General features: G+C 29.5%; 20 protein-coding genes. 11 read left to right on the plus strand and 9 right to left on the minus strand.

Annotation, left to right across the window (positions count from 1 at the left end; all coding sequences use genetic code 11):
- Positions 1-22 precede the first annotated feature (22 nt).
- The 3 genes from radC (at position 23) to SHK09_RS07850 (ending at position 2,940) form a co-directional block, all read left to right on the plus strand.
- Positions 23-709: a RadC family protein gene (gene radC, locus SHK09_RS07840; RefSeq protein WP_319810221.1), complete on the plus strand. Its 687-nt coding sequence runs from the start codon at positions 23-25 to the stop codon at positions 707-709.
- A gap of 70 nt (positions 710-779) precedes the next feature.
- Positions 780-2,084, plus strand: a complete 1,305-nt coding sequence (locus SHK09_RS07845) for a polysaccharide deacetylase family protein (RefSeq protein ID WP_319810222.1) — start codon at positions 780-782, stop codon at positions 2,082-2,084.
- 1 nt (position 2,085) lies between these two features.
- A complete protein-coding gene (locus SHK09_RS07850; protein ID WP_319810223.1) occupies positions 2,086-2,940 on the plus strand; it encodes a hypothetical protein in 855 nt (284 codons plus the stop codon).
- Here the strand turns inward: SHK09_RS07850 and SHK09_RS07855 are convergent.
- Entirely contained in the window at positions 2,910-4,193 is a 1,284-nt protein-coding gene (locus SHK09_RS07855) for a polysaccharide biosynthesis C-terminal domain-containing protein (protein ID WP_319810419.1), read from the minus strand. The two genes, SHK09_RS07850 and SHK09_RS07855, sit on opposite strands and share 31 nt — an antisense overlap.
- The gene (locus SHK09_RS07860; RefSeq protein WP_319810224.1) at positions 4,178-5,308 is read right to left on the minus strand and encodes a glycosyltransferase family 4 protein; all 1,131 of its coding nucleotides are present in this window, start codon (positions 5,306-5,308) and stop codon (positions 4,178-4,180) included. The genes SHK09_RS07855 and SHK09_RS07860 overlap by 16 nt, the downstream gene beginning before the upstream one ends.
- Positions 5,309-5,383: 75 nt before the next feature.
- Here SHK09_RS07860 and SHK09_RS07865 point away from each other — a divergent pair, with 75 nt between their 5' ends.
- The 4 genes from SHK09_RS07865 to SHK09_RS07880 are packed head-to-tail and all read left to right on the plus strand — an operon-like array spanning position 5,384 to position 8,818.
- Positions 5,384-6,067 carry a YjjG family noncanonical pyrimidine nucleotidase gene (locus SHK09_RS07865; RefSeq protein WP_319810225.1) on the plus strand — a complete coding sequence of 228 codons (684 nt, stop codon included), beginning with the start codon at positions 5,384-5,386 and terminating at the stop codon, positions 6,065-6,067.
- 37 nt (positions 6,068-6,104) lie between these two features.
- Positions 6,105-6,653 carry a hypothetical protein gene (locus SHK09_RS07870; protein WP_319810226.1) on the plus strand — a complete coding sequence of 183 codons (549 nt, stop codon included), beginning with the start codon at positions 6,105-6,107 and terminating at the stop codon, positions 6,651-6,653.
- A 1-nt stretch (position 6,654) separates the two neighbouring features.
- Positions 6,655-8,022 (plus strand): DUF5723 family protein, encoded by a 1,368-nt coding sequence (locus SHK09_RS07875; RefSeq protein ID WP_319810227.1) that lies wholly within the window; start codon positions 6,655-6,657, stop codon positions 8,020-8,022.
- Position 8,023: 1 nt separating this feature from the next.
- Complete coding sequence (locus tag SHK09_RS07880; protein ID WP_319810228.1) at positions 8,024-8,818, plus strand: hypothetical protein; 795 nt, start codon at positions 8,024-8,026, stop codon at positions 8,816-8,818.
- Here SHK09_RS07880 and SHK09_RS07885 read toward each other — a convergent pair.
- On the minus strand, positions 8,815-10,086 hold the full coding sequence (locus SHK09_RS07885) for a replication-associated recombination protein A (RefSeq protein WP_319810229.1): 1,272 nt from the start codon (positions 10,084-10,086) through the stop codon (positions 8,815-8,817). The genes SHK09_RS07880 and SHK09_RS07885 overlap by 4 nt on opposite strands.
- 76 nt (positions 10,087-10,162) lie before the next feature.
- Here SHK09_RS07885 and SHK09_RS07890 point away from each other — a divergent pair, with 76 nt between their 5' ends.
- Positions 10,163-10,837, plus strand: coding sequence for a rhomboid family intramembrane serine protease (locus SHK09_RS07890; RefSeq protein ID WP_319810230.1), 675 nt, complete (start codon positions 10,163-10,165; stop codon positions 10,835-10,837).
- A gap of 11 nt (positions 10,838-10,848) precedes the next feature.
- Here the strand turns inward: SHK09_RS07890 and rlmB are convergent, their stop codons facing one another.
- The 6 genes from rlmB to SHK09_RS07920 form a co-directional block, all read right to left on the minus strand.
- Positions 10,849-11,595, minus strand: coding sequence for a 23S rRNA (guanosine(2251)-2'-O)-methyltransferase RlmB (gene rlmB / locus SHK09_RS07895; RefSeq protein WP_319810231.1), 747 nt, complete (start codon positions 11,593-11,595; stop codon positions 10,849-10,851).
- A gap of 89 nt (positions 11,596-11,684) precedes the next feature.
- Entirely contained in the window at positions 11,685-13,115 is a 1,431-nt protein-coding gene (locus SHK09_RS07900) for a RagB/SusD family nutrient uptake outer membrane protein (RefSeq protein WP_319810232.1), read from the minus strand.
- Between the two features lie 11 nt (positions 13,116-13,126).
- Positions 13,127-16,255, minus strand: a complete 3,129-nt coding sequence (locus SHK09_RS07905) for a TonB-dependent receptor (protein ID WP_319810233.1) — start codon at positions 16,253-16,255, stop codon at positions 13,127-13,129.
- A 158-nt stretch (positions 16,256-16,413) separates the two neighbouring features.
- Positions 16,414-17,850, minus strand: a complete 1,437-nt coding sequence (locus SHK09_RS07910) for a SusD/RagB family nutrient-binding outer membrane lipoprotein (RefSeq protein WP_319810234.1) — start codon at positions 17,848-17,850, stop codon at positions 16,414-16,416.
- An 18-nt stretch (positions 17,851-17,868) separates the two neighbouring features.
- The gene (locus SHK09_RS07915) at positions 17,869-20,985 is read right to left on the minus strand and encodes a SusC/RagA family TonB-linked outer membrane protein (protein WP_319810235.1); all 3,117 of its coding nucleotides are present in this window, start codon (positions 20,983-20,985) and stop codon (positions 17,869-17,871) included.
- 106 nt (positions 20,986-21,091) lie between these two features.
- Positions 21,092-22,756, minus strand: coding sequence for a hypothetical protein (locus tag SHK09_RS07920; protein WP_319810236.1), 1,665 nt, complete (start codon positions 22,754-22,756; stop codon positions 21,092-21,094).
- 177 nt (positions 22,757-22,933) lie between these two features.
- On the opposite strand from SHK09_RS07920, the gene rpsL reads away from it, so the two are divergent.
- Genes rpsL through fusA form a run of 3 tightly spaced genes read left to right on the plus strand, consistent with a single transcriptional unit; the run spans position 22,934 to position 25,934 of the window.
- Positions 22,934-23,308 (plus strand): 30S ribosomal protein S12, encoded by a 375-nt coding sequence (gene rpsL, locus SHK09_RS07925; protein WP_018943587.1) that lies wholly within the window; start codon positions 22,934-22,936, stop codon positions 23,306-23,308.
- 26 nt (positions 23,309-23,334) lie between these two features.
- Complete coding sequence (gene rpsG / locus SHK09_RS07930; RefSeq protein ID WP_319810237.1) at positions 23,335-23,811, plus strand: 30S ribosomal protein S7; 477 nt, start codon at positions 23,335-23,337, stop codon at positions 23,809-23,811.
- A gap of 5 nt (positions 23,812-23,816) precedes the next feature.
- Positions 23,817-25,934 (plus strand): elongation factor G, encoded by a 2,118-nt coding sequence (gene fusA / locus SHK09_RS07935; RefSeq protein WP_319810238.1) that lies wholly within the window; start codon positions 23,817-23,819, stop codon positions 25,932-25,934.
- Positions 25,935-25,954: the final 20 nt, after the last annotated feature.

The following is a 25,954-nucleotide window of genomic DNA, read 5'->3' on the forward strand; positions in this document are numbered from 1 at the left end:
TGTACATTTATAAAAAAAAAGCATGGAAAAATTAACTATTAAATCTTGGGCTTTAGATGATAGGCCTAGAGAAAAATTAGTAGCTAAAGGAAAAACAGCATTATCAGATGCAGAATTAATTGCAATTTTAATAGGTTCTGGTAACAGAGAAGAAAGTGCAGTTGCATTATCCAAACGTATTCTAAATTCTGTAAATGGGAATATTAATGAGCTTGCAAAATTATCTGTAGAAAAATTAACAAAGTTTAAGGGAATAGGAGAAGCAAAAGGAATAAGCATAATTACTGCGTTAGAATTAGGTAAAAGAAGACAATTAGAAGTTGCTTTAGAAAAGCCGAAAATTACTAGTAGTAAAGATGTTGCAAATGTAATGCAACCTATAATTGGCGATTTAGAACACGAAGAATTTTGGGTTTTATTTCTAAATAATTCTAATAAAGTTATGGCAAAATCTCAGATTAGTAAAGGAGGTTTAACTGCAACTATTGTAGATATAAGATTAGTCTTTAAAAGAGCGCTAGAATTGGCAGCAGTTGCAATAATTGTATGTCATAATCATCCATCAGGTAAATTAACACCAAGTAATGCAGACAAGAAATTAACTCAAAAAATAAAAGAAGCTGGCGATACTTTAGATATTAAATTGTTAGATCATTTAATTATTACAGAAAAAGCGTATTTTAGTTTTGCAGACGAGAGTTTACTCTAATCTTTATGCTATAAGTAGTAGGCAAAACTTTAAATTTTATTACTTTGCCCCTTTGCAACTAAATTAAACAATGATATTAGTTTATACACATAAAATTACACCAAGAGTTCGTTATATATTTAAACATATTTTAACAAGAATACTCTTAATACCTGTAAGTTTTACTTCTAAAGTAGAAGAATTTGTGGCGCATAATGGTCCTAAATTAACGTATACAAAAACACCATTAGGAAACGAATTTTTTATAAAAAGTAACGATTTGTTATTTGAACAAGGAGTTAACGATTTAGATATTAATATTCAGAAATGGGAAGAAGTACCTTGTTTTTTTGTATCTGGAAGTAAATCTGTAATTCCTTTTGATATTTTTGCTGCTAGTTTTTATTTAATTTCTCGTTACGAAGAATATCTACCACATGTAAAAGACATTCATGGTCGGTATACAGCCACAGAAAGTTTAGCTTTTAAAAACGGATTTTTAGAAAAACCAGTTGTAGATATTTGGGCCTATAAATTATTAGCAAAATTAAAAGAGAAATTTCCAGATTACGAATACAAAAATAGATCTTACGAGTATATTTCTACCATAGATATAGATAATGCTTTTGCATATAAGTATAAGAATTTTATAAGAACATTTGGTGGTTTTATAAACGATTTATTTAAATTAAGATTAATAAATGTTTGGTATCGTTTAACGGTTACATTAAACATTAAAAGAGATCCTTTCGATAATTTTCAGAAAATATTAAACATAAAAAAAGCACAAAATGTACGAACTATTTTTTTCTGTTCTATAGGGGATTATACTACGTTCGATACGAATGTATCTGCATCTAAAAATAAATATAGACTGCTAATAAAAGATTTGGTAGACTATGCAAGTGTTGGTTTACATCCATCTTATTTTACAATGCAAAATGCACTACTTTTAAAGAAGGAAAAAGATAGATTAGAAAATATTACTAATACACCCATAATTAGATCTAGACAGCATTATTTACGCTTTAATTTACCCGAAACGTATCAACAATTAATAGATTTAGAAATAGCAGAAGACCATTCTATGGGATATGCAAGTAACGTTGGTTTTAGAGCAAGTACTTGTACTCCTTTTTATTTTTACGATTTAGATTTCGAAATTCAAACACCATTAAAAGTGTTTCCTTTTGCTTTAATGGATACTACTTTAAATGATTATTTAAATATTACACCTAAACAATCTTTGGGGAAAATTAGAGATTTAAGAAATGAAGTGAAAGCTGTAAATGGTACATTTATTACACTGTTTCATAACGAGAGTTTAAGCAACCATTTACGTTGGAAAGGCTGGAAGCGTTTGTATGAATCTATGATAAAAATTGCAACCTCTTAGAATGATTAGTTTTGTTAAAAGAATAAACGTAGACGTTTTAAAATATAATGCATGCATAGAGAACTCTAATCAGTCTAGAATGTATGCTTATTCTTGGTATTTAGATATTGTAGCAGATAATTGGGCAGTTTTAGTTTTAAACGATTATGAAGCTGTAATGCCAATTCCTTTTAACAAAAAATATTTTATAAAATATAGTACTCAACCTTATTTTTGCCAGCAATTGGGGCTTTTTTCTAGAGGTATAATTTCTAATGATCTTCAGAAGGAAATGTTAAACCATATCCCTTTTAAATTTTTAAAGGTTTCTTTAAGTTTAAATTCTGATAATCTTTTACTATCGGAAGAAACAAGACGTAAAAATTACACATTAAAACTTTCTAAGCAATATGTAGAAACACAAAAATGTTTTTCTAAAGGAAGAAAACATGCTGTAAAAGTAGGCGAGAAGGCTGGGTTAAAATTAGGTATTATTACAATTGATAAACTTATCGAAATTCAAAATAAAAACTACAATTATAAAATACCAGAAGTTACTTTAATCAATTTAACAAAAACGATTCTTCAGAAAAATAAAGGAGAGATTTTAGGTGTTTTTAAAGAAGATAAATTGTTGGGTGGCGGTTTTTTTATAAGTGATAAAACAAGAATAATTTATTTATATTCTGCATTTAACGAAGAAGGAAGAAAATTACAAGCAGCAAGTTTTTTAATTTCAAATGTTATTAAAAAGAATGAAAATTCTAATCTTATTCTAGATTTTGAAGGCGGGAATATGCCTAATATTGGTAAGTTTTATAGAAGTTTTGGTGCAGAAGAAGAAATCTATTCAACCTTTAATAAAGCTTTTTTATAAAATATTTTAAAACTGATTAAAGAAAGTATTCCAGTAAACCACATTAAGACAGCAGAGGTAATTGCAGCACCTTTAATACCGTATTTTGGTATTAAATAATAATTACTAATAACATTTAGAAGTAAAGCAATTAAAGAGATGTAGTAATTTACGTTTGCTTTACCAATAGAAGATAAGAGGTTACCAAAAAGGCCTCTAAAAATAAAAATTCCAGAGACACCAATCATCATTATAAAAAAGGTTGAGGTATATAATATAAAACGATCATCTAGTAAACTTAAAATAAAACTTCCGAAGAAATAAGAAATTATTATTAGTACAATACTTACTATTAGAAAAAGCAGCATGTAGCTTTTTATATACTCTCTTATATAGTTTTTATCATATATTTTTTCTGTAAAAGTTACAAAATCTGTGTTTATAAAAACTCTTGGTAAAAACAATAAACTAAAAGGAATTAAAGAAATATATCTATAGTTTGTTACCATTTCTGCATCTTTAATTAGGTAGCCAATTAAGAGGATATCTATAACAAATAACAATTGTGTTACTACATTAGATAAACTAGCAAAAAAACCATATTTCCAAAAATTAAAATTTAATTCTGGCAGTTTTTTAATCTGTTTTACTTTAATTTTTAATTTCTTAATAAAAAATAAAGAAGCTAAAAGAGGTGTTACTAAGAGCGTAATTATGTAGCCTGTTTCATCTAAAAAGTATGTTAAGAATGTTATTAATAGTACAAAAATAATACTGTGTAACAACTCTGAATATGCAAAGTTTTTATTGTCGTGGTTTAATCTTAGTTGTGCTCTAACAATCTCAAAAAGAAAACTAGGTACAATTAAAAATGATAAAAATATCATATAAGTTTGTGCTTTTTCAAACTGAAAAGGAATAAAAAAACTAATACTAATTATAAGTAGAATTATACCAATAGAACTAAATAAACCATTTTTTAAAACGTACAAAAAAATATTATTTCTATCTTCTTCATTCTTATTTAAAGCGCTAAAACGAATAAGGCTTTGAGGCAAACCTAAGCCACTAATAGGTAAAATAAAGAGAATTATATTATAAGAAAATAGCACTACACCTAAAGCATTATTATCTATAAACTGTAAAGCAACCCAAGATGCTATTAAAGATAATAACCTAGAAATTATGGTAGCAAAAAACACATAACTTCCAGAGCGATTTAAAAAATTTTGTATATAATTTATTATTAATTTCAGAATTAAGAATTTAAAGATTTATAATAGAGTTGTTCGAAATCTGAAACAATTCTATCTTCAGAGAAATGATTTTTTACATAAGTATGCATTTTATTTTTATCTGTTTTAAAATCTAGATGCACTTTTACTATTTTATCTAACAAGGTAATTTCATCTTCTTTAGGAATTAAAAAACCAAAATTTTTAGGAAAATATTCGCTAATTCCACCAACGTTTGTAGATATTACAGGAACTCCGCAAGAAAAAGACTCTAAAATTACACAAGGTAAATTCTCATAATTACTAAACAAGACAAACAGATTACTTTCTTGTAAATGAGAAACAATTTCTTTGTGAGGAATTTGATCTATAAAATGGATCTTAGTTAAATCTATTTTAATTCTTTCTGCAAAAGCTTTGTATTTTAAAGAATTTTCTCCAATAAGTTTTACATTAAAGTTAGTTATACTGCTTTCTAATTTCTTTATAACTCTTAAAAACCCTTCTACATTTTTATGTTTATTTTGCATGTTAGAAACATGAGTAATTGTAAAAGTAGTATTGTTATTCTCTAGTGGAACAAATAAACTTGTATTTACCACATTTGGCACTTTAATATAATTCCCTTTAAAATTTAGGGCTAACATTGCGTCTCTTAAATTATTAGAAACAGGGCAAATAAAAGCAGCATTTTTTGTAATTATTTTAGAAATAAATTTTTGAGTAAAAGATATTTTAGATGCTTGTGGTTGATGATATCCTGTAAAATGTTCTGAAATTATATAAGGTTTCTTTTTAAACCATTTTAAATACAAACTAAAAATACCAAAAGGGAAAATTTCATTTAGATGAACAATATTAAAAGGTGCTGTTCTTTCTAATAAAACTAAAAATGCTTTTCTAAATAGAATTACTTTTTTAAAAGGGTTATTTTCTTTCCTTAAATAAGCAATGTGTGTTGTAATGTTTCTTTCTTCTTTAGAAACTACCTCAATAAGAGAAGTCATTTTTTCATCTGTAATAAGATGAATTACTGTTACTGTGTGCTTTTTTGCAACTGCTTTAGCATGCCTTTCTATAAAGTCTCCGTTTGTAGGTAAAACCTTAGAAGGATACCAACCACAAAGAAATAAAACATGAAGCTTGTTACTCAAAAAATAAAAATTTAGTTTTAACAAATATAACAACTTAATCTTCTTTATTTTGGGAATAATTTCTACTTTTAACAGATGAAAATAGAACACGTTTTTTTTGACTTAGATCATACTTTATGGGATTTTGAAAAAAATTCTGAATTAACTTTAGAAAAAATATTTTTAGATAACAACGTAGATGTTAAAATAGATACTTTTTTAGAGGCTTACATTCCTCTAAATTTAAAGTATTGGAAACTTTACAGACAAGAAAAAGTATCTAAAGAAGAGCTAAGATATGCAAGACTTAAAAATTCTTTTGATGCTGTTAATTATGAAATTTCAGATGCATTAATAAATAAATTAGCCGATGATTATATCGAAAACTTAGCTAATTTTAATCATCTTTTTGAAGGTACGTTTGATTTGTTAGATTACTTAAAAGAGAAATATACACTTCATATTATTACAAATGGTTTTGAAGAAATACAAAGCAAGAAGTTGAAGAATTCTAAAATAGATCATTATTTCGATCAAATTATTACTTCGGAATCTGTAGGTGTAAAAAAGCCAAATCCCAAAGTATTTAATTTTGCGCTAAAAGTAGCAAATGCTAAGAAAGAAAATTCGATGATGATTGGAGATAGTTTAGAGGCAGATATAGAAGGCGCTTTAAATGTAGGTTTAAAAACAATTCATTGTGTTTTTGATGATCTAAGTGAAACAAATAGCGATATTGTTTCTGTAAAAAACTTATTAGAAATAAAGCAATATCTTTAGAATAATATTCGTTTAAACTTAAGTTAAATTCTAAACTATGAAATCCCTCAATAAATTGTGTGTAATTATGTGCACTCTTTTGTTTTTCTGTTGTTCACAATCTTTAGATTTTGATCAAATAGAAGATTATGCTATAAAACCATCTATAACTTCCTCACTTACTTTTTTTACAATTGATGCAACTAGTTTTGCTTCGGCCTTTGGTGTACCAATAATTACAGAAATATCAGAAACTTCAGACTTTAAACTTTTTGAAAATAATTTTGTTAAAAATAATTTGGTACAATTAGATTTTGACATTCAAGTTGTAAATAAATTTAATCGAGATTTTACTATGAAAATCTTACTATTAGATGAAGATGATAATTTAATATATCAATTAAAAGACTTAAATATTACTGCAAATAACTTAGATTTTAAACAAAGAGAGGAAATAGTTGTAGCAACAAATTCTAATGTAATAAATTTTACAAGAATAGAAATTACGTTAAGTCTAGATGATAAAACAACACCTATTAATGCTTCAGATATTGGTGAAATTGAGTTTAAATCTGCCGCAACAATTCATTTAGAAAAACCGCTTTAGTATGAGAAAAATTATACTATTGTTATGTATAGGAAGTTTTTTAAATGTTTACACACAAAACAAACAAGTTTTATATGACTTTGCTGGCTTGCCACAGACCTTATTAATAAACCCAGGCTTAGAAACTAATTATAAATACCATGTTGGCCTACCTTTATTGTCTGGTTTTTCTTCAGAATTTGGTTCTACTGGTTTTAAAGTTTCAGATATTTTTGCAGCAGATAATAGAACTATAACAGATAAAATTACATCTGTTTTAAAAAAAATAGATGCTAGAGATTATCTAAAAATAAATTCTCAAATAGAGGTTTTTAGTCTAGGTTATAGATTAGATGAAAAAACATATTTAAGTGCAGGCTTTTATCAAGAATTAGATGCTATTAGTTACTTGCCAAAAGATATTATTACACTTGTAAATGAAGGGAATTCAGCTTTTTTAAATAAAAGTTTTAATTTTTCTCAGTTATTATATAAAGTTGATGTTTTAGGCGTTATTCATGCAGGAATTACAAGAAAAGTAAATGATAAATTTACAATTGGAGGTCGTTTTAAAATTTATTCATCTGCTTTAAATATAGAATCAACAAATAACGCTGGTACTTTTACTACTAATTTAGGTGATAATAATATTTATATTCATCATTTAGATAATATTAATGTAAATTTTAAATCAGCAGGTTTAGTAGAAGATAATGAGTATGTTAACAGTGCTAGTACGTATTTAAAAAATACTTTTTTAGGCGGTAATTTAGGTTTGGGTTTAGATGTTGGTTTAACATACCATATAACACCACAATTACAGTTTTCGTCTAGTTTGTTAGATGTTGGTTTTATAAACCATAGTAAGAATGTTAAAAATACTTTAATAAAGGGTAGTTTTACCTTCGAAGGAATAGGCTTTAATTATGATGCTAATAATGTTAATTATTGGGACGAATTAAATACTTCATTAAAAGAAGAATTACCAACAACAGAGACTCAAGAGTCTTATATTTCCTGGAGACCTACAAAATTTAATGCTGCTATAAAATATAGTTTTGGTAAGAAAAGAGGTAAATATTGTTATGATAATACCTACAAAAATTTTTATACAGACGCTTTTGGCGCTCAATTATATTCAGTTTTTAGGCCATTGAGTAATCAATTTGCGCTTACTGGTTTTTATGAAAAATCTATTTCTAATAAATTACAAACAAAAGTAACTTATACTTTAGATGAGTATTCTTATTACAATGTTGGCGTAGGTGTTTCTGCTCAAATATGGAAAATTAATTTTTATGGTATTCTTGATAATATTACAGAATTATCGGATATTTCGTCTGCAAATAATGTTTCTTTACAATTCGGTTTTAACCTAATTTTTAATTAAAATGAAAAATACATTAATCATCATATTTTTAATAGCAACAAATTTTTTTAGCTATGGTCAGGAAAAAGAAGTATCTAATTATAAATATATAATTGTTCCTCAAAGATTTAGTTTTTTAAAACATGACGATCAATATCAAACCAGTTCATTAACTAAATTTTTATTAAAAAAGAATGGTTTTACGGTTGTTTTAGATTCTGAAGAATATCCTTTAGAGCTTAACCAGAACCCGTGTAAAGGTTTAACTGCAGAGGTTGTAGATAAGTCTTCAATGTTTAAAACAGAAGTTGTTATAGAATTTAAAAACTGTTATAATAAAGTTATCTATACATCACAAAAAGGAGAAAGTAGACTTAAAGAATATAAGAAAAGTTTTCAAGAAGCAATTAGAAGAGCACATACTAGTATGGGGAATATGAAGTATGAAGCTATTAATAATGAGACCGTTTTTGTTGCTAATAAAGAAAATGTTGTTGTTTCTACTAAAAAAAATAATGTTAATTCACCAAAAGCCACAATAAAAACTATTATACCTGTTAAGAAAAAGTTGTCTAGTTCTTTAGAAAGTAAAAGTGCAACTGTAACTAATACTTTGTACGCACAACCGAAAGAAAATGGTTTTCAATTGATAAATTCTAAACCTGCAGTTGTTTTTTTAATATTGAATACAAATGTTAAAGACGTTTTTATTATTAAAGATAAAAACGGATTACTTTATAAAAAAGGTAATTTTTGGATTGCAGAATTTTATGAGAATGGTCAATTAGTAGAAGAAAGTTATCAGATTAAATTCTAATAATCATATCTATTTTTCCATCTATTTTTTAATATTTCTCTAAATTGATTTTCTCTTTGATTATTACCTGGCTCATACAGCTTTGTTCCCGAAATTTCTTTTGGTAGAAATTCTTGGGCTACAAAATTGTTAGGGTAATTATGTGAATATTGATAATCTTTACCATAATCTAAGTCTTTCATTAACTTAGTTGGTGCATTTCTTAGGTTAAGTGGTACAGATAAATCTCCTGTTTGTTTTACTAAATTTTGTGCTTGACCAATGGCAACATATGATGCGTTACTTTTGGCTGAATTAGCCAAATAAACGGCACATTGACTTAATATTATTCTAGATTCTGGATAACCAATAATAGAAACTGCTTGAAACGTATTATTCGCTAAAATTAAAGCAGTTGGGTTTGCGTTTCCAACATCTTCAGAAGCTAAAATTAACATTCTACGTGCAATAAATTTTACATCTTCACCACCTTCTATCATTCTTGCTAACCAATAAACTGCTGCATTTGGGTCGCTACCACGTATAGATTTAATAAATGCTGAAACGATGTCATAATGTTGTTCGCCAGTTTTATCATATCTAGCTGTATTTTTCTGAATTTTAGACAACACTAACTCATTAGTAATTTCAATTTCATCATCAACAGAAACTAATAATTCAAAAATATTTAAAAGTTTTCTAGCATCACCGCCAGAAACTTGTAAGAGAGCATCTGTTTCTTTTAAACTAATTTTTTTTGTTGAAAGAAACTCATCTTTTTCCATTGCTCTATGAAGTAAAGCAACCAAATCTTCTTTATCAAAAGAATTTAATATATAAACTTGGCAACGAGAAAGTAGTGCGGGTATTACCTCAAAACTTGGGTTTTCTGTAGTTGCACCAATTAAAGTTACCCATCCTTTTTCTACTGCACCTAATAAAGAATCTTGTTGAGATTTACTAAAACGATGAATTTCATCAATAAATAATATTGGGTTCTTAGCAGTAAATAAACCGCCACTTTTTTTAGCTTTCTCTATAACATCTCTAACGTCTTTAACACCAGAACTAATAGCACTTAAAGTATAAAAAGGTCTATTAGAGGCAGTTGCTATAATATTTGCCAAGGTAGTTTTACCAATTCCTGGAGGTCCCCAAAGAATTAAAGAAGGTATTATTCCTTGTTTAATTAAATTAGTTAAAACACCGTTCTTACCAACTAAATGTTGCTGACTAATATAATCTTCTAAAGTTTTAGGTCTAATTCTTTCTGCCAAAGGTTCATTCATTTTGTAAAAATAATAAAGTTTTATGACAGAAGTTGCTATTTTCTAATTTGGTAGCATATTTGTTATTTTTACAACTATGGAAGATAAAAAACAATTAAAAATATCGAAGTCTATATTTTTTATACCAACGCTATATGTTTTTGGTATTTGGTTTATTTATTGGATTGAAATCTATTTCAACTTCAATTTTAATAAATATGGTGTCTTTCCAAGAGAATTAATAGGTTTAAGAGGTGTTTTTTTAACTCATTTTATACATAGTGATACTAGTCATCTATTTAATAATTCAATTCCCTTATTTGTCTTGCTTTTAAGCCTTTTTTATTTTTATAAAGACATTGCCTTTAAAGTTTTAATTTATGGTGCACTTCTGTCTGGATTTATAACTTGGTGTATTGCAAGAGAATCTTACCATATTGGAGCAAGTGGAATTGTTTATCTTCTTTTTAGCTTTATTTTTTTTAGTGGAATTATAAGAAAGCATTATAGGTTAGTAGCACTTTCACTAATTATAATATTTCTTTATGGAAGCATGATTTGGTATGTTCTACCAATAAAAGAAGGAATGTCTTGGGAAGGACATTTATCTGGTTTTTTAGTAGGAATACTATTTGCGGCTTTATATAGAAATAAAGGTATTGTCAAAGAAGAGCATCAATTTGTAGAAACAGAATTCGATTTGTTATTTGATGAAAACGGACAATTTGCTCCACCAATAATAGAGGAGGAGCATGAAGGAGATTTAAATTAGGTATTTATATATTATTTAGTCATTCTTTGTCTTACTGTCTCATATAAGAATGCTCCACAAGCAACAGAAACATTTAATGAAGCTATTTCACCTAATAAAGGTAATTTTGCTTTATAGTCTACCATTTTAAGTATAGATGGGTTAACTCCTCTATGTTCAGATCCCATTACTATTGCAATTGGTTGATTTAAGTTAATGTCATATAACGAATCTTCAGTTTTTTCTGTTGCAGCAACAGTTTTAATTTCTGAAGCTTGCAGTATGAACAAAGCATCTTTAATATGATCTACTTTACAAATAGGTATTTTAAATGCTGCACCAGCAGATGTTTTTATGGTTTCAGCATTTATTGGAGCACTTCCATCTTTCTGAATGATTATACCATTTACACCAGTACATTCTGCAGTTCTAATAATTGCACCAAAGTTTCTAACATCAGAAAGTTGATCTAATAATAGAAAAAGTGGAGTAGTACCACTTTCTAAAGTTTTCTCTATTAAGGTTTCTAAATCTTGAAATTCTACAGGAGAAATTTGTGCTACAGCTCCTTGATGATTACCATTTTTAGACAAACGGTTTAACTTTTCTACAGGTACCATACTTGTAGATAGTTTTTTTTCTTTGATAAGTTGGTTTAACTCATAGAATAGATTTCCTCTTAATTCTTTCTGTAAGTATACTTTGTTTATAGTCGAGCCACTTTCTATAGCTTCTATTATAGCTCTAATACCAAAAATGTTTGTCGTTTCTGTAGTCATGTTATTCTCCATTTTGCAAATGTATGTTAAAAAAAGAGCAAAAAAAAACCATCTCATAAAGAGATGGTTTTAATTTTTGTAATTAAATATTATCTGTCAGCGTTAACGCTTTCGTCAATATTCACATTTGCATCAATTTCAGATTGCGGTACTTTTAAGAAAAATCTCTTATCATCAGCAGTTAAGCTAGAAGCACCTTTAATTCTTTGGTTACCAGTTCTTGTAATTCCTGTTCTGTAACGTTTAGCATCAAACCATTCTACACCAATTTCAGCATATAATTCTTTTCTTCTTTCAACTAAAATTTCATCTAACAATGCTTGACCAGTGTTAGTAGATTTTACAGCTAAAGGATCTCTATTAGACTGTAAAGCAAATAATATAGTATGTGCTCCTGTAGGATTACTATTATAATATTTAGCTTCAGCTTCAACTAATAACATTTCAGCAGTTCTTATTACTGGGTGATCAGAATCGAAGTTAAAAGTAAACTTTCTAGATACAAAGTTTCTATAATCTGTTGGATCTGCAATACTATAAGCATCTACGAATGTATTTCTAATATCTGTTGAAGAGAAAAGGTTTACAAAATCAACATTAAAGTATGTTGCTGCATAAGATAATACAAAGTGATCTGCATGTGCATGAGGAGCTCCCCAATAATAATTAGATTGATCTAAACTTTGTGCATTACCCCAAATCCATTCAGAATCAGAAATATCATTAAATCCATTTGCATAATTAGAATTTAAGTTACTAGCAGGTGTTCCACCTCCGTAAGCTTTAATTGCTGCATCTTCTGCACCAGTCCAATTACCCATTGTTTGATATACTCTGGCCAAAATACCATAAGCAACATTTTGATTTACATAAGATTTTGCTAATCTATCTGCACCTAAATTGTTAGTTGCAAAAGTTAAATCATCTAAGATTAAAGTATACATATCAGCTAACGTACTCATAGGATTACCTTCTGTAGATAATTCTGTATAAATAGGAGGTGCTGGTAATGAAGAATCAAACGTATAAGTGTGTTGAAATTCCATTGCTAATTGAAAGTAAAAGAAAGCTCTTATTGCTCTTCCTTGACCAATAATTTCATTCTTATCTAAGTTAGATAAACCAGTAGAAGCTTGTGCACCATTAATTAAGTTATTTGCTTGATTAATCATGTAATATGGGTAATTCCAGCTAAAACTTGAACGTCTATAAGTAGGCTCACGATTATCATTTGCATAATCATTTAAAAACCATGTTGCACGTTGAATAACATCGTTCCCTTTTACTGTTCTTGCATAATACATAGAGTTTAAACCTGCAGCATCTGTAGATGTAAATTGACCTCTAAATGTTCTCATAATTCCAGATACGAAAGCATCTGCTCCTGCTCTAGAACCAAAGATTACAGCACTTGTTACTGAATCTGTTGGTTGAGGATCGTTTAAGAATTCATCTCCACAACTAAACATTGAGAATGTTAATGAAAGTATGAATAATAATTTAAAATTAAATTTTTTCATTTTTTTTGTTTTTATAATTCTAAGTTAAGACCTAAAGAAAAAATTCTTTGATTAAAAGATCTGTTATCTGTTGTACCAGCTAAACTTTGCTCTGGGTCAATTCCTTTATGACTCTGGAATGTAGCTAAATTATCTCCTTGAAAATAGATTCTTAATTTACCTAATCCAATATTTTCTGCAACATCTGTTGGTAAAGTATAACCAAAAGTTAATGCTTTAACTCTTAAGAAGTCATTTTTAAATAAAAATCTTGTAGAAGTTGAATTAAAATCATTCTGACTATTCTGTAAACGAGGAATATCTGTAACATCCCCTGGGTTTTGCCATCTGTTAACTAAATCTACTGATGAAGCTCTACCGAAATTTTCAAATCCACTCATTAAAGCAGCATAAGTACTATCATAAACATAAGAACCTACACTAAAATTCATTAATAAATTTAAATCAAAATTACCGTATTTAAATGTATTTGTAAAACCACCTTGAAAATCTGGTAAAGATTCTTTTCCTGTTTGGTAACGTGTAGCTTCTTGATAATCGTTAGTAGTTAATTTGTTACCTGTAGGCTCATTTGTAGTAGCATCTAATTCGTCAATAGACCATAAAGCTTCTCCTGTTGCAGTATCTACACCTGCGTATTCTCTAATGTAAAATTCATATAAAGAAGAACCAACTTCCCATCTTTTAGTTCCATTAATAAATGAATCCTGAGTTAATTCAGTAATTTCATTTTTAGTAAATGAAACATTTAAATTAGAAGACCATTCAAAATTTTCAGTTGATACATTTATACTATTTAAGTTAATTTCAACACCAGAGTTTTTAATAGCTCCAACATTTGTAGTAATTCCTGTATTTCCAGTAGAACCAGGTAATGGTTTTGTGTATAATAAATCAATAGACTCTTTTGTAAAGTATTCTACACTACCACTAATTCTATTATTGAATAAACCAAAGTCTAAACCAATGTTTGAAGAAGAAGTCTTTTCCCAAGTTAATAATGGATCACTAACAGAACCTAATACAACACCTGTATTAGTCAATTCATTGTTTCCAGTTTCAAATAATGATAAGTACGGGAAATATCCAATACCTCTATTATTTCCTAATTCACCATATGAACCTTTTAATTTTAAGTAGTTTATTACAGAATTATCTGCTAAAAAGTTTTCTTTAGAAATAATCCAAGAACCACCTACAGAGTAGAAGTTTCCAAATCTAGTATCCTCAGAGAATCTTGATGATCCATCACGTCTGTAAGAACCTTCAACAAAATATTTATTATCGTAGTTATAAGAAGCTCTTCCTAAATAACTTTCTAATCTTTCTTCACTTAAGAATCCTCCAACACCTTCTGGAGTTGTACTACCGTTTAATACTTTTACGTTAGGTAAAAAACCAACACCTTGTGCATTAAAACCATCAATTTTAAACTTATAAGCTTCATGAATTATACTTGCAGAAACATTATGAACATCTCCAAAAGTCTTATCAAAGTTTAATGAATTAATTAAGTTTAAAGTAGAAGTAATATTTCTTGTTTGAGATACTCTACCACCAACATTTGCAGCATAACCAAATTCATTATGAACATACCCATAGCTATCAAATAAAACTCTTTCAAAACCAACAGTAGTTTTAAAGTTTAAGTAGTCTGTAAATTTAATTTGTGCATTACCATTTGCTTGAATATTATCTCTATTATTCTTGTTTACATAGTTAAATAAAGAACCATAAGCATTTTCCCCTTCAAATACAGCTCTAGTACCATTTAATAATTGGCTAGAGTTGTTACCATAATCATAAATAGACTGACCAAAGTTATCTGATAAAAGTTGTCCATTTACATCTCTTCTGTATAATGGGTAAATAGAAGATACTGAAGTTGTCCATTGCACAGCAGATTGAAAAGAAGAACCTGATTGTGTTGGGTTATTTTGCTTTGATGTTGAATAAGATGTATTAAAACCTAATGTTAACCAATCTTTAACCTTAGAAGTTATATTTAATCTTGTAGTAATTCTTTCAAAGTCAGACTCAGCAATACTTCCTTCTTGATCTAAATAGTTAACAGAGAAGAAATAAGTTGAAGCAGCAGAACCACCAGAAGCAGTTAAACCATGTTCATGTCTTACAGCTGCATCGTTAAATAATAAATCTCTCCAATTTGTTTCCCATAATTTATTAGAAGTAACTAAGTTACCATTAACATCTACTGGGTTTGGTACAGATGGTCCGTAAGGATTATATCCTAAACCAGAAACTAATCCATTAGTTGCTGTTTGTGCAGCATCTGCAGGAGTTGCTCCATTTACGTATACTTCAGAATTTTTCATTGCTTCCCAAGTATATCTCATTTGATCATCAGTATTTAACAACTCATGTTGTTTAACAGCTTGATTTGCGAAACCTGTTGAAGTTCTGAATGTAATTCTTGTAGGAGAGTTTAACTTTCCTTTTTTGGTGTTTATTAAAATCACACCATTTGCACCTCTTGAACCATATAATGCTGTTGAAGAAGCATCTTTTAAAACGTTCATAGATTCGATTTGATCTGCACTAATAGAATTTATATTTCCATTATATGGCGTACCATCTAAAATAATTAACGGTGAAGCATCAGCATTAATAGAACCTACACCTCTAATTCTAATCGTTGGATTATCTCCTGGTTGACCACCTGCAGAAACAATAGTTACACCAGGAACAGTTCCTTGTAATGCATTTGTAACAGATACAACTTGTTGTTTTTCTATTACTTCATTAGATACTACAGCTACAGAACCAACAATAGACTCTTTAGTTTGTGTTCCATAAGCAACAATAACAATCTCATCTAAAACTGTATTGTCTGACTTTAAAACAACGTTAATTCTATTAGAACCAGAAACTTTTCTTTCTGCTTTAATATAACCAATATAAGAAAAACTTAAAATATCACCTGTTTTTGCTTTGATTGTGTATTTACCATCAAAGTCTGTTTCAGTACCTTTCGTTGTTCCCTTTATTATAACACTAACACCAGGTAAACTTCCAGATTCATCTGTAATTGTACCAGTTATAGTCTTTTCTTGTGCAAAGGATATTTGCACTACAAACGCTAGAAAAAGCGTTAAAATTCCATTAAACTTTGTTTTCATTGTATAATTATTTGAATTAATTAGTCCCAAAAGTCTTAAATAAAACTTAATAAAACAATTTTTTAACATAAAAATGTTTGATTAATTCTTTTTATTTAGACAAAAAAAAACATCCAACCTTACAAAGGTTGGATGAATTTTTATAAAATATTTGTTTTTTATTTAAATATCCAAAGCGTAGTGTCTAGATTATCAGCGCCTTGTGCGCTAATTGCTGCGTCGTAATTATCTTTATTTAATGCTTGTGCAGTTGCAGAGTATCCATCTCTTTGAGGAATATCTGTAGCATTTGATAATAAATCTGCTGGCGCAACTAAATTAATTCTACCATCCGTACCTTCAGCTTTAAATCTTCTCCATTCTGCCCAACTATTAAATCCTTGTAGGTATAATGAAACATACTTTTCATAAGCTATATCTTCAATTCCAGTATATGGATTTGCTGCGATATACACAGCGATATCTGCTGCGGGTATACCCCATTGTTCCATACTAGCAGTAATTCCTTCTGCATATAAAGACGCTGCATTTTCAGTTGTCCATGTTTTAGCAGCAGCTTCAGCTCTAGCGAATAAAACTTCAGAATACGTGTAAATCATTAAAGGAGCATCACTTGTATTAATTACATTATCTGTAATAAAAGAGTAATTTGCTGTAGTAGAATTTGAAGCTCCATAAGGCGCTCCTATAAAAGTAGCAGTTGTTGTTGTTGGTTCCGCAAATTTAGCTAATCTAGGATCTTCTGGTAAAGTAGATGTACCGGTTCCTATTAGTTTATCTACAAAAACGTCACTTAATAAATAATCTTTTCTAGATTCAAATCTATCTTGCCAAGGATTGTCATTAGAATCTTCAGTTAAATATGTATATTGAATATTCTCTGTATTTGAAGAAATAGCACCTGCCATTGCTTCTTTAAATTTAGCCTCTCCTGTTGTTGGGTCTGCTTTAGATAAACGTAAACCCATAACCATTTTAATAGTATTGGCAAATGTTTTCCATTTAGTCATATCTCCACCGAAGTAAATATCACTATCAGGTCCCTTACCGCTATTAATTGAAGCTAATGCGTTATCTAATTCTGCTAAAAGACCACTGTATATTGCTTCTTGAGAATCATATGCAGGATAAATATTGTTTGCAATGTCTAATGCTTCTGAATAAGGAAGATATCCCCATCTATCTGTCATTCCATGCATAATATATACTTTTAAAATTGTTGCAGCAGCTATTTGGTTTCCATTAGAGCCATATGCTTGTGCAGCAAGTTTAGTATCGGCATTTGTGTTTATTTCAATAATCTGTCTTAAGTCTTCAAGTAAACCATAAGATCCATTAGGACTCCAGTTTAAAGTTTGATAACGTGACTCTTCGTCATATTGACCATTAGATAAATATTGAACATATAGGTTCGATTTTGTGTCTGCTATGTAACCACTAGTTCCTCTTTGTGCATTTGCTAAAAGAGATGCTGTTACTGGTGTACTTGGGTTATTAGGATTAAGGTTTGTATCACCAAAATCCACTGTATCACATGCTGTAAAAGATACTGCAGCAGCAAGAATAAGCGTTTTTATTTTATTTATTTGTTTCATTTTTAAATCTTTTTTTAATTAAAATGACATTCTTACATTGATACCTACTGTTCTAACATTTGGTAATTGTCCACCTTCTGTCCAGTTTACTCCGTTACTTGTTTCAATTTCAGAAGGGTCTAAACCTGGTAATGCAGAGTGAATTAACCAAACATTGTTAGCAAATACACCTAAGTTTAAAGTTTTAAACGGAGTCTTTGCTAATACAGTTGTAGGTAAATCATAATCTAAACGTACTGTTCTTAATTTAACGTAAGATGCATCGTATAACCATCTTTCATGAAGAGCAAATAAGTTACCCCAATATGTACTAGAGCTAACATTATATGAAACCGGAGCACCTGAAGTTGCGTCAACACCTTCGATAAAAACACCACCACCATCTGCAACTGCATCTCTAACTGGGTTACCTAAGTTGTTTTCTCCAACAGTTTCTATTCCTAAACCAGAGTAGTTGTTAAACATTCTTGTAACAGAAAATACTTTTCCTCCTTTTTGAAAGTCAATATCAAAACCAAAATTAAAGTTTTTGTAACGAATATTGTTAGATAATCCCCCAGTAAAATCGGGTAATACATTACCTAAGTGTTGGTTTGTTTCATATTGTGGTGTTCCGCTAGAAGATAATAAAATGTTTCCATCCTCATCTCTACTAAAAGCTCTACCATAAATAGCACCCCATTCTTCTCCAACTCTTTCTTGTAATTGAATACCTCTCCAAGAAGAAGATAATACATTTACATCAATTCCTTCAGATATTTTATCTACAGTTCTTTTTAATGTTGCAAAACTTAATGTAGCATCCCAAGCGATGTCTTCTTTTTTGATAATGTCATAGTTTAACATTACTTCAATACCACTATATGTTTGTTTTCCATCATTCTTAAGTGTGCTTGTATACCCAGTAGACCCATCTAATGTTACACTTACTGGTAATTCTTCATCTATTTTCTTAAAGTATGCAACATCTACACCTAATCTGCTATTAAAAAATCTTAATTCTGTACCAATTTCATAATCTTTACGAACACCACCTCTTAATAAAGGGTTGGCAAAAGTACCTTGTGCAGATAATGTACCAGTACTACCATAAGGAGTTCCAATACCGTAAACAGCAGATAATTGATAAGGAGTAGGGAATAAAGGAGCTTGTGCTGCACTCATTCTTAATTTTCCAAACCTTAAAAAATCATTTTGTTCTATTAATTTAGAAAAAACAAAACTTAATGATCCACCATAAGTATCAATTCTGTTAGCTTCTTCGTACGCAGAAGATCCCCAATCATATCTTGTAAAACCATCTAAAAATAACATATCCTTAAATCCTATAGATGCTTTTGCGAATATCGATTTTGTTTTAAATTTTGTAGAAGAATTGTTTACTGTAGGTCTATCTACAGAAGTACTTAAACTATAAAATCCTAATGTGTTTAATCCTCCAACAGTTGCACCGCTTAAGCTTTCAGATCCTACAGTTGAAAGTTCAAAACCTGCAGTTGCTGTAATATCGAAGTCTTCATTTAAATCTTTAGAGTAGTTAACAATACCAAATAACTCTTCTCTATAGTCCATAGATTCATTTTCACTATACGACGGTAGTGTTTGTCCACCTAAGCTTCCAAATGCTGTTCTATCATTAGATTCATAAGAGTTAAATGTTTTTCTTAAATCTAAACTCATATTTAGGTTCTCATTTACTTCATATTTTAAACCAATCTTACCATAAAGAGCATTTTTGGTTTGAAAATTTAAGTTTTCATTAGCTTCAAAGAAAGGAGAATCCCAGAATAAAGGTGAAGTGTCTGTAGGGCTATTTATGTTCCAAGAAACAAACTGTCCATTTCTCTCATAATTTCTAACTCTGTCCATATCTAATTGACGTTGCCACCATTGGTTTAAGTTAGATACAGTGTTACCGTAACCATTGTCAGGAAAGTTTTGAGTTCTTCTGTCTTGGTAGTTCATGTTAGCATAAGCTGTTAACTTATCTGTAATGTCTAAACTAGCATTTATTGTTGCTTGTACTTGTCTTCTGTTAGAGTTTGGAAAAACACTTGTTCTATCAATATTAGTTAATCCCATTCTTACGTTGTAATCATCACCACCTTTTGCGAAACTTACAGATGTATTATTTGTAACTCCTGTATCAAAAAAGTTTTTAATATTGTCTGGGTTTGCTTCAAAAGCTCTTAATTTTCCAAATTCAGGATCTCCTTGAATCCAAGAGTCCCAGTGACGTACAGGTGTACCATCTAATTTTGGTCCCCAGCTTTCATCAGCGTTATATTCAACCATTGGTTGGCCATTAAAAGCAGACCAAGATGCAGGATGTCTTGTTGCATCGAAGTTAAACGTGTTAAAGTCTTGAGAGTAACCACCACCATATTCATTTTGATATTCAGGAAGAATGTAAACATTTTCCATTGATGTACTATGGTTTAGTGTTACTAAACTCTCTCCACTTTTAGCTGTTTTAGTTGTTATAACTACTACACCATTTATTCCTTCTGGCCCGTATAATGCAGTTGCAGCAGACCCTTTTAAAACAGATAAATCTGCAATATCATCAGTATTTATATCAGATGTAGAACTAACTTTAATATTATCTACAATATATAATACGTTAGAGTTACCTCTTAATCTAATTCCAGAGTTTCCAAAACCAGAAGAAGGAGCACCTACTGCTTGTACACCAGCAACTCTACCAGCTAAAGCATTATTTACGTCTGTTTCTCTAGATCTTACTAAATTCTCTGTCTTTACAGATTGTTGAGAAAACCCAATAGATTTTTTGTCTCTTTTAATACCAAGAGCTGTAACAACTATTTCGTCTAAAACACTTGCATCAACAGTCATTAATACCTTAATAGTAGTAGAGTTACCTACTGTTTTTTCTATAGTTTTGTAACCTACATAACTAAAGCTTAATACATCTCCTGTTTTAGCCTTAATAGAAAAATTTCCACTGAAATCTGTTTCAGTTCCTTTGTTTGTTCCTTTAATAAGTACACTAACTCCAGGTAAAGAACCTGTTGAGTCTGATACTGTTCCGGAAACTGTTTTCTCTTGTGCAAAAGTAATTTGCACAACAAACGCCAGTAATAGCGTCAAAATTCCTTTAAACTTTGTTTTCATTATTGATTTGATTTGAATTAATTATGTCAAATATCTTAATACTTTATTAATTATGCAACGAAATCGTTAATTAATGTTAAAGTTTTTAATAAAGGTTAGTGTGTGCTTAGAAAAAGTTAATCCAATTTATGAAAAGTTGTGTGTTGTTGATGTTTATTTCTGTGTTATTACTAAAGCCGTTGGTAACCGAAATGTTAATCTGAGAATTATTTGTGTTAAATAAATATCCTAATCCAATACTTAAAAGTTTCTCTTTTTTATTAGCTGTCGATATTAATGCTAAATCTGTAATCGAATAAAGGAATGAATTTTTAGTTGTTAAGTATCGATACTCTATATTTTGTAAAACATAGTTTTTTACAAAAATACTTTGTTCACTAAAACCTCTAATCGAATTATTGCCTCCAATTCTATATAATTCATTTTCTATATAGTTTTCTGAATTTAGTAAACCTGTTTTATTTCTTAAAAAAAGACTATTTCTTTTATTTAGATCTAAAATGTAAGAAATTGTAGATTCTATTTTAATTTGTTTAAAAGAATTATTATTACTATTCCTCTTTCCAATTGAAGGATTAATATCTAGGTAAAATTTATCATTTTTAAAAGCATCACCTTTTTTTATTTTATTTTGATACCCAAATCCTATAAACGAACTTTCAAATGTTTCTATGTTATTAAAATTTACAGTTGCTATCTTTTCAGAGCTTTCTGAATAATATGAGAGAAATAAGTTTGAGTTATTTTTTATTTGATATTTTAATTTTAAATTAAAATTTGTGTTTAAAAAAGTTGAGTCTTGTTTGTAGATTGAGAATTTTAATTCCGGAGATACTTTTGTGTTAAATATATAAGGTGTTTTTGTAGCAATTGAAAATTCTTGTCTTTCCTGTCCAAAACTATTCCATACTAAATTTAAACTTTCACCCTTGTTTAGTGTGTTAATTAATTTTAAATCTAAATATCCATTAAATTTTATTTTTCCGTTTTCTTTTGAAGAGAAGTTTACTAACCCGTCAAATGAATTCCCTTTTCTTTTTTTTAAATAGATGTAAGCAAAAGTGGAATCTTTTGTAAATAAAATTTCTGGAGGTTTTTTTTCTGAAGCAAAATTTAAATTTTGAGACAATTTAGAAATAGTATTTAATTTTTGTCTATTAAAAATAGTTGTGTTGTTTATATTAAAATAGTTTTTTATAAAGTTGTTCGGGAAATTGTTATATCCATTAAAGATTAATTTATTAATTTTTCTTTTATCTGAATCTTCAATGTCAATTTCTGTAAAGAGAACTTTACCTATTACTTTAAAGTTTTTTAATTTTATTTTAGAAAATGAATTTCCTGAATTTTCTTTTGCTTTAGATATCTTATTTAACGTTTTTTCTAAATTATTAATTGATACTTTAAAGTTGTTTTTTTTAAGTTTTAGTTTTTGTAAAAGTATTTCTGTTAGATCAATATGTTTTAAAACTACAGAATCTATTTTTTGATTTAAAGTAAAATAAGCAGAATATTTTGTTTCATTTATTTTAATGCTATCTAATGAACTTAAAAAATAACCATTTATTTGAATTCTTTTCTGAACTTTTTTTAATTCATCATTTATAGATTTAGAATTTTTGTAATTCGATTCAATTTTTATTTTAGATAAGAACGAGTTTTCGATTTTATTTTTTGAAAATATTTTTAAAGTTAAATCTTGTGAATTTGTTCTAGTAATAAATGCTAGAATTAATGCAAAGGTTATAAAGTATCTATTTTTTTTATTCAAAATTATATCTATTTTGAAGTTCAAATGTATAAGAAAATGCTTTAATTTTCATGAATTGGAATCCTTTTTTAAAAAATAACTTGCTGATATTTGAATATTTAGAAAATAATTGTACATTTGCGGACTCTTAGAAAAGAGCAAAGTTTAATTATAAACGAAAAACAGTAATTATTTAGTATGCCTACTATTCAACAATTAGTTCGTAAAGGAAGAACCAAAATAACTAAGAAGAGTAAATCGGCTGCTTTGTCGTCTTGTCCTCAAAGACGTGGAGTTTGTACACGTGTTTATACTACAACACCAAAGAAACCTAATTCAGCAATGCGTAAAGTTGCAAGAGTTAGATTGACAAATGGTAATGAGATAAACGCATACATTCCAGGTGAAGGACATAACTTACAGGAGCACTCGATAGTATTAGTTAGAGGTGGAAGGGTAAAAGATTTGCCAGGAGTTAAATATCACGTAGTACGTGGTGCATTAGATACTGCGGGAGTAGAGGGTAGAACCCAACGTAGATCTAAGTACGGAGCAAAACGCCCAAAAAAGTAAATTAGTAACTTTTTTAATGTAAAGACATGAGAAAAAGAGCAGCGAAAAAAAGAGTCTTATTACCAGATCCGAAATTTAACGATCAGTTAGTAACACGTTTTGTGAATAACTTAATGTGGGACGGTAAAAAGTCAGTAGCTTTTAAAGTATTTTATGATGCGTTAGACATTGTAGAGGAAAGAAAAGGTGAAGAAGAAAAATCAGCTTTAGAAATTTGGAAAGATGGTTTGTCAAATGTAATGCCACACGTAGAGGTAAGATCTCGTCGTGTTGGAGGAGCAACATTTCAAATCCCAATGCAAATTAGACCAGACCGTAAGGTTTCTATGGCTATTAAATGGATGATTTTGTACACTCGTAAAAGAAACGAGAAAACAATGGCACAGCGTTTAGCTGCTGAAATTTTAGCTGCGGCTAAAGAAGAAGGTGCTGCTGTTAAAAAGCGTACAGATACTCACAAAATGGCAGAGGCTAACAAAGCATTCTCTCACTTTAGATTTTAATAGAAATGGCTAGAGATTTAAGATTCACAAGGAATATTGGTATTGCCGCACATATTGATGCTGGTAAAACCACAACGACAGAGCGTGTATTGTATTATACAGGTGTTTCTCACAAGATTGGAGAAGTACATGATGGTGCAGCTACAATGGACTGGATGGAGCAAGAGCAGGAGAGAGGTATTACAATTACTTCAGCTGCAACAACTTGTACTTGGCAATTTCCAATGGAAAACGCTAAGACTCTTCCAGATACAAAAGATTATCATTTTAACATTATTGATACTCCTGGTCACGTAGATTTTACTGTAGAAGTAAACAGATCTTTACGTGTTTTGGATGGTTTAGTGTTTTTGTTTTCAGCTGTTGATGGTGTAGAGCCTCAATCTGAAACAAACTGGAGACTTGCAGATAATTACAAAGTGCCAAGAATTGGTTTTGTTAATAAAATGGACCGTCAAGGATCTGATTTTATGATGGTTTGTAAGCAAGTTAAAGAAATGTTGGGTTCTAATGCAGTACCAATTGTTTTAAACATTGGTGATGAGGAGAACTTTAAAGGTATTGTAGATCTAGTTAAAAATAGAGCTATTATATGGCATGAAGAAGGAATGGGTGCAACATTTGATGTTGTAGATATTCCTGAAGAATTAAAAGAAGAAGCTAGAGTATTACGTGCTAATCTTATTGAAGAAGTAGCTAGTTATGATGAAAGCTTATTAGAGAAATTCATGGAAGATGAAAATTCTATTACAGAAGAAGAGGTGCATGCTGCACTTAGAGCTGCTGTAATGGATATGGCAATAATTCCTATGATTTGTGGTTCTGCTTTTAAGAATAAAGGTGTTCAGTTTCTTTTAGATGCTGTTTGTCGTTATTTGCCTTCTCCAATGGATAAGGAAGGTATTGTTGGTGTAAATCCAGATACAGAAGAAGAAGAATTACGTAAGCCTAGTGTAGATGAACCTTTTGCTGCTTTAGCATTTAAAATTGCTACAGATCCTTTTGTTGGTCGTTTAGCATTTTTTAGAGCATATTCTGGTCGTTTAGATGCAGGTTCTTATGTTTTAAATAACCGTTCAGGTAAAAAAGAGCGTATCTCACGTATCTATCAAATGCATGCTAACAAGCAAAACGCAATTGATTATATTGAAGCTGGAGATATTGGAGCTGCTGTAGGTTTTAAATCTATTAAAACAGGAGATACTTTAACTGCTGAAAAATTCCCTCTTGTATTAGAGTCTATGGATTTTCCAGACCCAGTAATTGGTATTGCAGTTGAGCCTAAAACAAAAGCAGATGTAGATAAACTAGGTATTGGACTTGCTAAATTAGCAGAAGAAGACCCTACTTTTACAGTACGTTCAGATGAAGCTTCGGGTCAGACTATTATTTCTGGAATGGGTGAGTTGCATTTAGATGTACTTGTAGATCGTTTAAGACGCGAGTTTAAGGTTGAAGTTAATCAAGGACAACCACAAGTAGAGTATAAAGAAGCAATTACAGCTACAACAGATCATAGAGAAGTTTATAAGAAACAATCTGGTGGTCGTGGTAAATTTGCTGATATAGCTTTTACAATAGGACCTGCCGATGAAGGTGTTCAAGGGTTACAATTCGATTCTGTTATTAAAGGTGGTAATGTTCCTAGAGAATTTGTTCCTTCTGTAGAGAAAGGTTTCAGAGAAGCTATGAAGAATGGACCATTAGCAGGATATGAAATGGATTCAATGAAAGTTACTTTAAGAGATGGTTCTTTCCACGCAGTGGATTCAGATGCATTATCTTTTGAATTAGCTGCAAGAATGGGGTATAAAGCTTCTGCAAAATCTGCAAAAGCAAAAATCATGGAACCTTTAATGAAGGTAGAAGTGTTAACTCCAGAAGCTAATATGGGTGATATCGTTGGAGATTTAAATAGAAGAAGAGGTCAAGTAAACGACATGAGTGATCGTGCTGGATCTAAAGTTGTAAAAGCAATTGTACCATTATCAGAAATGTTTGGTTATGTTACTGCTTTAAGAACTATGTCTTCTGGTAGAGCAACTTCTACTATGGAATTTTCACATTATGCAGAAACTCCTTCAAATATATCTGAAGAAGTAATAGCAAAATCTAAAGGATAATCTACTTTAATAATTACAAG

The organism is Polaribacter sp. PL03 (genome assembly GCF_033875165.1).
Classification (GTDB): Bacteria; Bacteroidota; Bacteroidia; order Flavobacteriales; family Flavobacteriaceae; genus Polaribacter.

Excerpts from the sequence above, each read along its gene's own strand:
- radC (WP_319810221.1), top strand. The coding sequence starts at position 23 with ATGGAAAAATTAACTATTAAATCTTGGGCTTTAGATGATAGGCCTAGA.
- SHK09_RS07845 (WP_319810222.1), top strand. The coding sequence starts at position 780 with ATGATATTAGTTTATACACATAAAATTACACCAAGAGTTCGTTATATA.
- SHK09_RS07850 (WP_319810223.1), top strand. The coding sequence starts at position 2,086 with ATGATTAGTTTTGTTAAAAGAATAAACGTAGACGTTTTAAAATATAAT.
- SHK09_RS07865 (WP_319810225.1), top strand. The coding sequence starts at position 5,384 with ATGAAAATAGAACACGTTTTTTTTGACTTAGATCATACTTTATGGGAT.
- SHK09_RS07870 (WP_319810226.1), top strand. The coding sequence starts at position 6,105 with ATGAAATCCCTCAATAAATTGTGTGTAATTATGTGCACTCTTTTGTTT.
- SHK09_RS07875 (WP_319810227.1), top strand. The coding sequence starts at position 6,655 with ATGAGAAAAATTATACTATTGTTATGTATAGGAAGTTTTTTAAATGTT.
- SHK09_RS07880 (WP_319810228.1), top strand. The coding sequence starts at position 8,024 with ATGAAAAATACATTAATCATCATATTTTTAATAGCAACAAATTTTTTT.
- SHK09_RS07885 (WP_319810229.1), bottom strand. The coding sequence starts at position 10,086 with ATGAATGAACCTTTGGCAGAAAGAATTAGACCTAAAACTTTAGAAGAT.
- SHK09_RS07890 (WP_319810230.1), top strand. The coding sequence starts at position 10,163 with ATGGAAGATAAAAAACAATTAAAAATATCGAAGTCTATATTTTTTATA.
- rlmB (WP_319810231.1), bottom strand. The coding sequence starts at position 11,595 with ATGACTACAGAAACGACAAACATTTTTGGTATTAGAGCTATAATAGAA.
- SHK09_RS07900 (WP_319810232.1), bottom strand. The coding sequence starts at position 13,115 with ATGAAAAAATTTAATTTTAAATTATTATTCATACTTTCATTAACATTC.
- SHK09_RS07905 (WP_319810233.1), bottom strand. The coding sequence starts at position 16,255 with ATGAAAACAAAGTTTAATGGAATTTTAACGCTTTTTCTAGCGTTTGTA.
- SHK09_RS07910 (WP_319810234.1), bottom strand. The coding sequence starts at position 17,850 with ATGAAACAAATAAATAAAATAAAAACGCTTATTCTTGCTGCTGCAGTA.
- SHK09_RS07915 (WP_319810235.1), bottom strand. The coding sequence starts at position 20,985 with ATGAAAACAAAGTTTAAAGGAATTTTGACGCTATTACTGGCGTTTGTT.
- rpsL (WP_018943587.1), top strand. The coding sequence starts at position 22,934 with ATGCCTACTATTCAACAATTAGTTCGTAAAGGAAGAACCAAAATAACT.
- rpsG (WP_319810237.1), top strand. The coding sequence starts at position 23,335 with ATGAGAAAAAGAGCAGCGAAAAAAAGAGTCTTATTACCAGATCCGAAA.
- fusA (WP_319810238.1), top strand. The coding sequence starts at position 23,817 with ATGGCTAGAGATTTAAGATTCACAAGGAATATTGGTATTGCCGCACAT.